This window comes from Dorea formicigenerans, from assembly GCF_025150245.1.
Taxonomy (GTDB): Bacteria; Bacillota; Clostridia; order Lachnospirales; family Lachnospiraceae; genus Dorea; species Dorea formicigenerans.
This window is the reverse complement of the sequence record NZ_CP102279.1, coordinates 3,070,546-3,082,854: the sequence shown is the minus strand read 5'-3', so window position 1 is coordinate 3,082,854 and position 12,309 is coordinate 3,070,546. Positions and strand designations below refer to the sequence as shown.

General features: G+C 41.6%; 14 protein-coding genes. All 14 read left to right on the top strand.

All coding sequences use genetic code 11. The features are described from left to right. The first annotated feature begins 187 nt into the window (after positions 1–187). The 14 genes from mobT to NQ560_RS14945 all read left to right on the top strand — a co-directional run bounded on the left by mobT (position 188) and on the right by NQ560_RS14945 (position 12,275). A complete protein-coding gene (gene mobT, locus NQ560_RS15010; RefSeq protein ID WP_005334886.1) occupies positions 188–1,420 on the top strand; it encodes a MobT family relaxase in 1,233 nt (410 codons plus the stop codon). A 3-nt stretch (positions 1,421–1,423) separates the two neighbouring features. Continuing rightward, entirely contained in the window at positions 1,424–1,558 is a 135-nt protein-coding gene (locus NQ560_RS15005) for a DUF3789 domain-containing protein (protein WP_005334887.1), read from the top strand. Continuing rightward, the gene (locus NQ560_RS15000; protein ID WP_004844214.1) at positions 1,555–1,776 is read left to right on the top strand and encodes a hypothetical protein; all 222 of its coding nucleotides are present in this window, start codon (positions 1,555–1,557) and stop codon (positions 1,774–1,776) included. The genes NQ560_RS15005 and NQ560_RS15000 overlap by 4 nt, the downstream gene beginning before the upstream one ends. Positions 1,777–1,855: 79 nt before the next feature. After that, positions 1,856–2,383, top strand: a complete 528-nt coding sequence (locus NQ560_RS14995) for a YcxB family protein (RefSeq protein ID WP_005334889.1) — start codon at positions 1,856–1,858, stop codon at positions 2,381–2,383. Positions 2,384–2,466: 83 nt separating this feature from the next. Beyond that, positions 2,467–2,958: an antirestriction protein ArdA gene (locus NQ560_RS14990; protein ID WP_003698244.1), complete on the top strand. Its 492-nt coding sequence runs from the start codon at positions 2,467–2,469 to the stop codon at positions 2,956–2,958. A 15-nt stretch (positions 2,959–2,973) separates the two neighbouring features. Further along, the gene (locus tag NQ560_RS14985) at positions 2,974–3,369 is read left to right on the top strand and encodes a hypothetical protein (RefSeq protein ID WP_005334897.1); all 396 of its coding nucleotides are present in this window, start codon (positions 2,974–2,976) and stop codon (positions 3,367–3,369) included. Positions 3,370–3,386: 17 nt separating this feature from the next. Further along, a complete protein-coding gene (locus tag NQ560_RS14980; RefSeq protein WP_040015616.1) occupies positions 3,387–3,890 on the top strand; it encodes an antirestriction protein ArdA in 504 nt (167 codons plus the stop codon). A 112-nt stretch (positions 3,891–4,002) separates the two neighbouring features. Beyond that, positions 4,003–4,392, top strand: coding sequence for a conjugal transfer protein (locus NQ560_RS14975; protein ID WP_005611098.1), 390 nt, complete (start codon positions 4,003–4,005; stop codon positions 4,390–4,392). After that, positions 4,379–6,832 carry a conjugal transfer ATPase TcpF gene (gene tcpF, locus NQ560_RS14970; RefSeq protein ID WP_005334902.1) on the top strand — a complete coding sequence of 818 codons (2,454 nt, stop codon included), beginning with the start codon at positions 4,379–4,381 and terminating at the stop codon, positions 6,830–6,832. The genes NQ560_RS14975 and tcpF overlap by 14 nt, the downstream gene beginning before the upstream one ends. Next, complete coding sequence (locus NQ560_RS14965) at positions 6,829–8,979, top strand: CD3337/EF1877 family mobilome membrane protein (RefSeq protein ID WP_005334904.1); 2,151 nt, start codon at positions 6,829–6,831, stop codon at positions 8,977–8,979. The genes tcpF and NQ560_RS14965 overlap by 4 nt, the downstream gene beginning before the upstream one ends. Next, on the top strand, positions 8,976–9,983 hold the full coding sequence (locus NQ560_RS14960) for a bifunctional lytic transglycosylase/C40 family peptidase (protein WP_005334905.1): 1,008 nt from the start codon (positions 8,976–8,978) through the stop codon (positions 9,981–9,983). Before NQ560_RS14965 ends, NQ560_RS14960 begins: the two co-directional genes overlap by 4 nt. A 14-nt stretch (positions 9,984–9,997) precedes the next feature. Next, on the top strand, positions 9,998–10,900 hold the full coding sequence (locus NQ560_RS14955; protein ID WP_005334908.1) for a conjugal transfer protein: 903 nt from the start codon (positions 9,998–10,000) through the stop codon (positions 10,898–10,900). A gap of 118 nt (positions 10,901–11,018) precedes the next feature. Continuing rightward, the gene (locus NQ560_RS14950) at positions 11,019–11,483 is read left to right on the top strand and encodes a hypothetical protein (protein WP_233420482.1); all 465 of its coding nucleotides are present in this window, start codon (positions 11,019–11,021) and stop codon (positions 11,481–11,483) included. A 72-nt stretch (positions 11,484–11,555) separates the two neighbouring features. Further along, entirely contained in the window at positions 11,556–12,275 is a 720-nt protein-coding gene (locus NQ560_RS14945) for a hypothetical protein (RefSeq protein WP_005334911.1), read from the top strand. Positions 12,276–12,309: the final 34 nt, after the last annotated feature.

Sequence of the window (12,309 nt, the reverse complement as noted above, 5' to 3'; positions counted from 1 at the left end):
TGCGAAGCGAAAGCCACAGGTACGGACTAGCCTTGCTGGTGTGGCGGTAGCCACGCCAGCAGACAATAGCCCCTCGGTATCTAACAGAGGGGCACAAATCACAAGGAAACATACACAAAAGTTACTGATTCTTGGCTGAAATCAAGCATTTGGTAGCTTTTTTTACTGCTGTGACATCGGATATAAAATGTCACAGTTTTTTCGTAAAGGGGGTATCGCACTGAATGATACAGAGTGGATACAGGATTTTGCAGACAAACGTTTGCAGTACGGTGTATCCCAGACGAAACTTGCGGTCATGGCTGGAATCAGCCGTGAACATTTAAGCCGTATCGAATCCGGCAAGGTTGCGGTCACAGAGGAAATGAAAATAAAACTTCTGGAAGCTCTGGAAAAATTCAATCCAGACGCACCGCTTACCATGCTGTTTGATTATGTGAGGATACGGTTTCCGACACTGGATATTGGACATATCATTAAGGACATCTTACAGCTCAATATCCAGTACATGATACATGAGGACTTCGGGCATTACAGCTACACGGAACACTACTACATCGGAGATATTTTTGTATATACTTCCCCCGATGAAGAAAAAGGTGTCCTGCTGGAACTGAAAGGAAAAGGCTGTCGCCAGTTTGAAAGTTATCTGCTGGCACAGGAACGGAGCTGGTATGATTTCCTTATGGACGCTCTGGTGGACGGCGGTGTGATGAAACGCCTTGACCTTGCCATCAATGACCATACGGGAATGTTAGATATTCCAGAACTGACCGAAAAATGCCGGAATGAGGAATGTGTATCGGTGTTCCGTTCCTTTAAGTCCTATGCTTCCGGCGAATTAGTGAAGCATGAGGAACAGGACAAAGCTGGTATGGGCTACACCCTGTATATCGGCTCATTAAAAAGTGAGGTGTACTTCTGTGTCTATGAAAAAAGTTATGAACAGTACATCAAACTTGGGATTCCCATTGAGGAAGCACCGATAAAAAACAGATTTGAAATACGATTGAAAAATGAACGTGCTTATTATGCCGTCCGTGACCTGCTGACTTACTATGACGCTGAACGGACGGCATTTTCTATTATCAACCGTTACATACGTTTCGTGGATAAGGAGGTGGACAAAAAACGGAGCGACTGGAAATTATCTGTCCGCTGGGCGTGGTTCATCGGAGAAAACAGAGAGCCGTTAAAGCTCACGACAAAACCAGAACCTTACACACTGGACAGAACCCTACGCTGGATTCAACGGCAGGTTGACCCGACACTCAAAATGCTGGAAACAATCACAGCAAAAACAGGAATTGATTATCTGAAAGAAATCCGTAAATCCACGAAGCTGACGGAAAAGCACTACAAGATAATCGAACAACAGACCACATCTACCGAAGATGTGATTTTAGAAAAGGAGAATTGAAAAATGCAACGATTATTATTTGATTTCCTGTTTTTCTCATTAGGAGGAACGGCTGGCGTGATTGCCATGTGTATTTTACAGGCTGGCAGACAGTCTGACAGAAAAATGATGGAACTGAAAGGAGAAAAGAAAGCATGAATTTTGGACAGAACCTTTATAACTGGTTTTTAAGCAACGCACAGAGCCTTGTGCTTATGGCGATTGTGGTTATCGGTATCTACTTGGGATTCAAACGTGAGTTTTCCAAACTCATCGGATTCTTGGTAGTTGCCTTAGTAGCCGTTGGTCTTGTATTCAATGCGTCCGGCGTAAAAGACGTATTGTTACAGTTATTCAATAAGATTATTGGAGCGTAAAATTAAGAATCCCACATTTTGAACACAAACTTGTGGTAATATACTAATATCATTAAAATGTTTAAAGGAGATTCTTATTATGGTTAGATACAGTATTGAAATCGGACAGCAAGAACAAGATATTTTAAAAGAAATCGTTTTAGCCAGTGATAAAAATGTAAAGAAACGTAAATTTGCAACAGGGTTATCGTCTGTGATGGCTGTCATAATGTTAATATATACGATTCTTTGTTTTATGAATAGTCGTATTGGATATGGTATTATTGGATTATTATTTTCGGTTTTCTTTATCTGGATTATCATAAACGGAGCTAACACATTTCAGAAAAAAGTAATAAATATTGTTCATTCAAAGATGGATAATAAATTGACTTCGGGAAAACGTGAATATTGTTTTGATACCGATGGTATTACAGTTAGTTCTGATATCGGTAACGGGACTAATCATTGGAACGCCTTTAAATGTTGGGGGATTTTCAGAAATTACATATATATCAGAACAATAAAAAATGAAATGGTTCTTGTTAATCAAAATGATTTGTCTGAAAATGATGTAAAAGAGTTAAAATCCCTTTTGAGTCAGAATTTAAAAGAAGAAACGCTTTAATATTGTTTTAGAGTTAAGCAGTCTTTCAGTTATGATCGACTGCTTTTTTCATACTCAAAATTAGAAGAAAGGACTGAATTACGATGGAAGAATGTAGCGTATTGATTGAAACGACCAAATCAGCAGAGGATAAAACCTCTCGCTGGTTTGATTTACCCATTGATTATGAGCTGTTCCGTGACCTGCTCGGTGTGGAAGCTGACAGCAATGATTATCAAATCACAGATATGAAGCTTCCCTTTGCTGGTGACATTGTAAGGACAACATCTGTCAGACGATTAAACAAGCTGTACTTTGCTTACACGGATTTATCGCCAGAGGTTCAGCAGGCTTATAAAGAGTTGATTCCCTACTGTGGCGGTGTTGAGGATTTATTGCAGAAATCGGAAGAATTTCTGTTTTATCCAGAGTGCCACAACATCATGGACGTTGCCCGTTACCGCTTGGAGCATAACATTGAATTTTCTGCCCTTTCCGAAAAAGGAAAGAAATATTTTAATCTGGAAGCCTACGCCCATGAACTGGAAGAAAAAGGACGTTATGCTCTCTGCAACAACGGTATGTTCAAACTTTGACAGGTGGTATTGCTTATGGCAGAAATGAAAGTATTTGTTATCAATCTTGATGAACAGGAAAAAGATACAGGCTGTGCGTGGTTTACACTTCCCTGCAACATAGAAGCATTAAAACAATCCATTGGTTTACCGCCGGACAGTGACCGTTATCTTATCAGTGATTATGATTTTCCTTTTGAAATCCTGCAAGATACAGACCTTGACCTGTTAAACAATGTCTGCCTTGCAATTTCAGAGAGTGAAATCCCACACGAAGATATACCTGCAATTCAAAGAGAATGGTTTTCAAACCTGCAAGAGCTGGAAGCCGGATTTTGCAATATTACATACCATCGGAACTGTTCAGATATGGAAAAAACATCAGAACATTTCTTATGTGTGCATGGCAGATTTTATGAATACAATGAGTGAAAGGAAGTGAACCGCTTATGATTGATGATATGCAAGTCTATATAGCCAATCTTGGCAAGTACAATGAGGGAGAACTGGTCGGGGACTGGTTCTCTTTTCCGTTGGACGAAGAAGTGATTGCAGAACGTATCGGCTTAAATGCAGAGTACGAAGAATACGCAATCCACGATACGGACAACTTCCCCATGGAGATTAGCGAATATACTTCCATCGAAGAACTGAACCGTATCTATGAGCAGTTGGAAGAATTACCAGATTACCTGCTGGACGACTTGGACAGTTTCGTATCCTGCTATGGAAGTCTGGAAGAACTGGTGGAACATAAGGACGACATCATTCTGTATTCCGGCTGTGAAACGATGACCGATTTAGCCTACTATCTGATTGATGAAGAACAGATACTCGGAGAAATCCCGTCCTCTTTACAGAACTATATCGACTATGAAGCCTACGGGCGTGACCTCGATATAGAGGGGACATTTATTGCAACAAACGCTGGTATCTGTGAGGTACTGCGTTAAGGGCTGGCAGATCAGCACCGCCACTGGTGCTACTGTCAGCTTTTCTCTTGGGACAGTCTGGGAAATCCGGCTGTCCCTGTTGTTATGAAAATGAAGAAAGGAGCATTTACAAGTGAAGAAAATCCGAAGTTATACAAGTATCTGGAACGTGGAAAAGGTACTGTATGCCATCAATGATGTAAACCTGCCATTCCCTGTGACCTTTACCCAGATTACATGGTTTGTACTGACGGAATTTATCATCATTCTGTTTGCAGACGTACCGCCACTTTCCATGATTGAGGGAGCATTTTTAAAATATTTCGGGATTCCCGTTGCCCTCACATGGTTTATGTCACAGAAAACCTTTGACGGGAAAAAGCCATACAGTTACATCAAGACGATGGTGCTGTATGCCCTGCGTCCCAAAGTGACTTATGCCGGAAAAGCCGTGAACCTGCATAAGCAGAAATTTGAGGAAACTATCACGGCAGTAAGGAGTGTGACCTATGTTCCCGATTAAATATATCGACAATAACCTTGTCTGGAATAAGGACAATGAGGTGTTCGCCTACTATGAGCTGATACCGTACAATTATTCATTCTTATCCCCAGAACAGAAATACCTTGTGCATGACAGCTTCCGTCAGCTTATCGCACAGTCCCGTGAGGGAAAGATTCATGCGTTGCAGATTGCAACTGAAAGTTCAATCCGAAGCATACAGGAACAGTCAAAGAAGCTGGTCACTGGAAAGCTCCGTGAGGTAGCAATCCAAAAGATAGACGACCAGACCGAAGCCCTTGTATCCATGATAGGCGACAATCAAGTGGATTACCGTTTCTTTCTGGGATTCAAGCTCATGGTCACAGAGGACGAAGTCAATCTGAAGAACATCAAAAAATCGGTATTTCTGACATTCCGTGAGTTTTTGAATGAGGTAAGGCACACGCTGATGAATGACTTTGTTTCCATGAGCAATGATGAAATCAACCGTTATGCGAAGATGGAAAAACTGCTGGAAAACAAAATCTCCCGTAGATTCAAAATCCGCCGACTGAAAGCCAAAGATTTTGCCTATCTGATGGAACACCTCTACGGCAGGGACGGGATAGCTTATGAAGATTATGTGTATCCTCTGCCAAAAAGAAAATTAAAAAGAGAAACACTGATTAAGTATTATGACCTTATCCGTCCTACCCGTTGTGTGGTGGAAGAAAGCCAGCGATATTTGCGTCTGGAACATGAGGACAGCGAAAGCTATGTATCCTACTTTACAGTCAATGCCATTGTCGGAGAGCTGGACTTCCCATCATCGGAAATCTTTTATTTCCAGCAACAGCAGTTCACATTCCCTGTGGATACGTCCATGAATGTTGAGATTGTGGGAAATAAGAAAGCCTTAACCACTGTCCGTAACAAGAAAAAGGAATTAAAGGACTTGGATAATCACGCCTATCAAGCCGGAAACGAAACAAGTTCAAATGTGGTGGAAGCCTTGGACAGTGTCGATGAACTGGAAACAGATTTAGACCAGAGCAAGGAAAGTATGTATAAGTTAAGTTACGTCATACGGGTGTCTGCACCCGATCTTGACGAACTGAAACGCCGTTGTGATGAAGTCAAGGACTTTTACGATGATTTGAATGTGAAACTGGTTCGCCCTGCCGGAGATATGATGGGACTGCATGGAGAGTTTCTTCCTGCCAGCAAGCGTTATATCAATGATTATATCCAGTATGTGAAATCCGATTTTTTAGCCGGACTTGGCTTCGGTGCTACCCAGATGTTGGGCGAAAATACAGGAATCTATATCGGATATTCCGTGGATACAGGAAGAAATGTCTACCTGCAACCGTCCCTTGCCAGTCAAGGGGTAAAAGGTACGGTCACAAATGCGTTGGCTTCTGCTTTTGTGGGTTCGCTTGGCGGTGGAAAGTCATTCTGTAATAACCTGCTGGTATATTATTCCGTCCTGTTCGGTGGACAGGCAGTTATCCTAGACCCGAAAAGTGAGCGTGGAAACTGGAAAGCAACACTGCCGGAGATTGCAGAGGAAATCAACATTGTAAACATTACCAGTGATTCCAGCAATCAAGGACTGTTAGACCCGTATGTGATTATGAAAGATGTCAAGGACGCTGAAAGTCTTGCCATCGACATTCTTACATTCCTTACAGGAATTTCTTCAAGGGACGGCGAAAAGTTCCCTGTCCTTAGAAAAGCTGTCCGCACGGTATCCCAGAATCAGAACCACGGGCTGTTGCAGGTCATTGAGGAACTGCGAAAAGAGGATACCGCCGTATCCCGTAACATTGCAGACCATATCGAAAGTTTTACGGACTATGATTTTGCACAGCTTTTGTTCTCGGACGGTTCAGTGGAAAATGCAATCAGTCTGGATAACCAGCTCAACATCATACAGGTTGCAGATTTGGTTCTGCCGGATAAGGATACCACCTTTGAGGAATACACCACGATTGAACTGTTGTCAGTATCCATCTTAATTGTTATCAGTACCTTTGCCCTTGACTTCATTCACAGTGACCGAAGCATTTTTAAGATTGTAGACCTTGACGAAGCATGGGCGTTCTTGAATGTGGCACAGGGAGAAACACTCTCAAATAAGCTGGTGCGTGCTGGTAGAGCCATGAACGCCGGAGTCTATTTTGTGACACAATCCTCTGGGGACGTATCGAAAGAAAGTCTGAAAAATAACATCGGCTTAAAGTTTGCGTTCCGCTCCACAGATACCAATGAAATCAAGCAGACCTTAGAGTTTTTCGGTCTGGACAGTGAGGACGAAAACAACCAGAAACGGTTGAGGGATTTGGAGAACGGACAATGCTTAATGCAGGATTTATACGGACGTGTCGGTGTGGTACAGATACACCCTGTCTTTGTAGAACTGCTCCATGCTTTTGATACCAGACCGCCGATAAAAAGTGAGGTGGATTTGGAATGATGAAATCTATCACAAAAGAAAAGGTATTCCATGTACTGAAACTGGTTCTGCTTTCCGTGACCGTCACACTGGTACTGCTGTCCCTGCTTGGGACGGTAGCTCATGCGTCTGGACTGGTCGATGATACGGTCAATGCAGACAACCTCTATTCAAAGTATCCGCTTTCCAACTATCAGCTTGATTTCTATGTGGACAATAGCTGGTCATGGCTTCCGTGGAACTGGCTAGACGGCATTGGGAAATCAGTGCAGTACGGACTTTACTGTATCACAAATTTTGTCTGGACAATCAGCCTGTATCTTAGCAATGCCACTGGGTATGTGGTGCAACAGGCGTATAAGCTGGACTTCATCAATGATATGGCAGACAGTATCGGGAAAAGTATCCAGACACTTGCCGGAGTGACCGAACATGGATTTTCCAGCAGTGGATTCTATGTGGGATTCCTGCTCATTATCATTCTGATTGTAGGTGTTTACACCGCCTATACAGGGCTTCTCAAACGGGAAACAAGCAAGGCACTTCACGCTGTTATCAACTTTGTGGTGGTGTTCATTGTGTCTGCGTCCTTTATTGCTTATGCTCCCAACTATATCCAGAAAATCAATGATTTCAGTTCGGACATCAGCACCGCTTCTCTGGACTTGGGGACAAAAATCATGCTCCCCGATTCACAAAGCAAAGGGAAAGACAGCGTAGACCTTATCCGTGACAGCCTGTTTTCGATACAGGTAGAAAAACCGTGGCTGTTATTGCAGTTCGGGAACAGTGATACCGAAGAAATCGGGGCTGACCGTGTGGAAGCTCTGGTATCTGCCAGTCCGTCAGACGAAGATGGAGAAACAAGGGAAAATGTTGTCAAAACAGAGATTGAAGATAACGACAATGACAACCTTACCATTCCACAGGTCGTCAACCGTCTGGGTATGGTGTTCTTCCTGCTCATTTTCAATCTCGGTATCACAATCTTTATCTTTCTGCTTACCGGCATGATGTTATTTTCCCAGATACTTTTTATCATATATGCCATGTTTTTGCCTGTCAGCTTTTTACTGTCCATGATACCGACCTATGAGAACATGGCGAAACAGGCAGTTGTCCGTGTATTCAACGCCATTATGACAAGAGCTGGAATCACGCTGATTGTGACCGTGGCATTTTCGATTTCCAGTATGTTCTACAACATCTCCACGGACTATCCGTTCTTTATGGTGGCGTTTTTGCAGATAATCTGCTTTGCCGGAATCTATATGAAGCTCGGAGAACTAATGAGTATGTTCAGCCTTAATGCGAATGACAGCCAGCAGATAGGTCGTCGGATATTCCGTAGACCGATGGTGTTCATGCGACACAGGGCAAGACGTATGGAACGCCGAATTGCAAGGGCTGTGGGTACAGGAAGTATGGTCGGAGCTGGTGCTGGTGCAGTCGCTGGTTCTGCTTATAATCACTCTCGTTCTACACATAAAAATACGCCAGCCAGACCACAAAGGAATAATGATGTTTCGATGGGAAGCCGTGTCGGTTCTGCGGTAGGTGCTGTGATGGATACGAAAAATAAAGTCCGTGACAGTGCTTCCTCACTGAAAGAAAATGTGAAAGACCTGCCGACACAGGCTGGTTATGCTGTCCACTCTGCAAAACAGAAAGCAAAGGATAACGTATCTGACTTTAAGCGTGGCGTTGTGGAAGAACGGGAAAACCGACAGGAACAGCGTACACAGAAACGCAATCAGCACAGGGAAAATATCTCACAGAAAAAGCAGGAATTACAGAAAGCACAGGAAGCAAGACAGACAGTTCATGCGAATGGATCAGCGACAGCCGGAGCTACCAGAAGCCATGAACGCCCTGTTGCCACACTTGTTCCAAAACCTGCACAGACCGATACAGTTACTAAGCCGGATATGAAACGTCCTGTTACTTCTTCTGTGATAAAAAATGCAGAAGTCAAGGCTGGAAAAGAAAATGTCCGAACCAATATCAGACAGGAACAACAGGTCAAATCTGTTGCCAGAACGAATCAGTCAAACGTAGCGGAATCCATCAGTAATCATAAGAAATCTACGGTACAGAAAACACAGGTCAATGGGAAATCTGCCCGTAAAACTGTTACGAAACATTCAGAGAAAGGACGGAAGAAATGAGATTAAAACGTATCCTTATCATAGGTACGATATTTCCAGTCCTTTTCTCCATCGTCCTCTTTTTCGGGATACTGATTTCCGGCGAAGATGACGACAGTTCAAACAGCTATTCGCCTGTCTATTCTGGAATGAACCTGTCAGCCGATGTCCTCAAACATCAGCCGATGGTAGAAAAATACGCCAGAGAAAACGGTATCTCGGAGTATGTGAACGTCCTGCTTGCCATCATACAGGTGGAAAGTGGCGGTACGGCTACCGATGTCATGCAGTCCAGCGAAAGTCTTGGACTACCGCCAAACTCATTAAGTACAGAAGAATCCATTAAGCAGGGGTGTAAATATTTTGCGTCCCTGCTTTCTTCCTGTAAAGCCAAAGGCATGAATGACATTAACGTGGTCATACAGTCTTATAACTATGGTGGTGGCTATGCAGACTATGTGGCGAAGAACGGGAAAAAGCACAGCTTCAATCTTGCAGAGAATTTCGCAAAGAATAAATCCGGCGGTACAAAAGTGACCTATACGAACCCGATAGCGGTCAGTAAAAATGGTGGCTGGCGTTATAACTACGGAAATATGTTTTATGTGGAGCTGGTCAACCAATATTTGAACATAAAACAGTTCAGTAATGAAACGGTACAGGCGGTTATAAATGAAGCGTTGAAATATCAAGGCTGGAAGTATGTCTACGGTGGCAGTAACCCGAACACCTCTTTTGACTGTTCTGGTCTTACCCAGTGGTGCTACGGAAAAGCCGGAATCAGTCTGCCACGAACCGCACAGGCACAGTATGACGCAACCCAGCATATCCCATTGTCACAGGCACAGGCTGGCGATTTGGTCTTTTTCCATTCCACCTACAATACCAGTGACTATGTTACCCATGTAGGAATCTATGTAGGGAACAATCAGATGTATCATGCCGGAAATCCAATCGGCTATACCGATTTGACCTCTGCCTACTGGCAACAGCACATCATTTGTGCCGGAAGAATCAAACAATAGAAAGGACTTGAAATATGTTTAAGAAGAAAGAAAAAATAGAGAAAGCACCTAAGAATAAGAAAGTGCGTACCATGAAAGTCGGGACACATAAGAAATCTGTCCTGCTGTTGTGGGCGGTGCTTCTGGCAAGCACCAGTTTTGGTGTGTATAAGAACTTTACCGCCATTGACACCCACACGGTACATGAAAAAGAAATCATTCAGCTAAGATTGAACGATACCAACGGTATTGAGAATTTCGTTAAGAACTTTGCGAAAGCCTATTACTCATGGGATACCAGCAAGGAAGCCATTGAAGCAAGGACAACAGAAATCAGTAAATACCTTACCAAAGAATTACAGGACTTGAACGCCGATACCATCAGAACGGACATACCAACCAGTGCTACTGTTACAAATGTGCTGGTCTGGAATGTGGAACAGTCTGGAACGGACGATTTTACCGTTGCCTACGAAGTAGATCAGCAGGTAAAAGAGGGAGAACAGATACAGGCAGTTACAGAAAATTACACTGTAACCGTTCATGTGGATAAGGACGGTGCAATGGTCATTACCCAGAATCCTACCCTTGCTCCGGCAATGCAGAAATCAAAGTATGAACCGAAAGCACAGGAAGCCGATGTCAGTGTCAGCTCCGATTCAGTCAAAGACGCTACCGCTTTCTTGGAAACATTCTTTAAGCTGTACCCGACAGCTACGGAAAAGGAACTTGCCTACTATGTCAAAGACGGTGTGCTTGCTCCTGTATCCGGCGACTATGTATTTTCAGAACTGGTAAATCCTGTCTTTACCAAAGACTGCGACAACCTCAAAGTCAGCGTGTCCGTAAAGTATCTGGATAACAAGTCGAAAATGACACAAATCTCACAGTATGACCTTGTGCTTCATAAGGACGATAACTGGAAGATTGTAGGATAAATATTACAGCAGAATAGTATGGTAATTTGTTGTTTTATCTATACTATTCTGCATTTTGTTATGATATAGTATGAATTAAGAAATATATAAACACGCTATTATGGAGGTAGTTATAATTATGGGATTGTTTGATAAATTCAAGAGAAAAATTCCACCAATGGTTCAAATATTTTATAATCAAGATTTTGGATTTTTAATTGTACCTAATGCAGTTGAAAAAACTATGGGTTGTCATATTTCGATTGAACCAACAGAAAAAGTTATGCCAGATTGTTCTTCCGATGATTTAGGAAATGCAGTTATACGTGCAATAAAAATTGCAAAAAAAACACCCAAAGTAGATGAGAAAGCATTAAGTAACTACTGGAAACAAACAAAATATAAGGGGTATATAGCATTTTCTAGACATTTTCAAGCGATATTTATTAGAGTGATTGGTAATGAATTAAAGATAAAAAGATGGGTTACTGATAACAAAGGATATGTACCAGCAAGTGATGAAGAAGCTCAAATTATATCAATGAAAATAACAGATTATGAATTGGGACTATTTATAAAAAGAATGTTTAATATTGAGGATTAGTCAGATAAAGAAGTTTTTGATTTTTTTAAAAATATAGAATATTAGCAATGTCATAAAAGGAGCTGAATTTATATGTTACCACATAATAAAATTATCAAAACAACAGTTAAGAAATTTTTAGAACCAGAAAATCTTTTTCAAATAGGAAGCTCAAGATGCTGGTTAGACGACCAAGGATACTATATGATTCTTGTTGAATTTGCATCAAGTGGTTATTCAAAAGGAGCAAGCTTGAATGCAGGAGTTTCGTTTCTATGGGAATCTACGGAACGTCTAAATGAATCGTTATCATATAACTACGGGTGTCAAGTTAGAACCGGAGTCGGTTATGTAGAATATAAAAACGATGATGAGGCGTTTCAGAATGGCATAGAGAAACTGGCAAAAAAAGCTTTAGAAAAAGTAGACGAATATCGAAAATTTTCAGATATGGACTATGCAAAATCTTGTTTGCAGGAGCAAGTTGATAAACTTCCAGAATATAGACGATTTTGGGAGTTATACCATCTGGCAATGCTTTGTTTTCTAAAGGGAGATTTTGAAGAAGGAAAAGATGTATTTGAACATTATATGCAAAGATTAAAAGACAGTTTTTATTCTGGGGATTGTTATATTGAATGGCGTGAACAATTTTATAACTATTGTATTGAAAACATTCAATGTCACTTATCTTCAAAGGAATCTGCACAACAGATGGTTGTAGATATGATTAACCGAAGACGAAAAAATTTTTATGAGAAACCGTCTTATAAAAAAATGAGTAAAGAGCCATATTTAATATGTGATGAATAAAATAATTCATTAGCGTTTATATGATTTCGTTAAA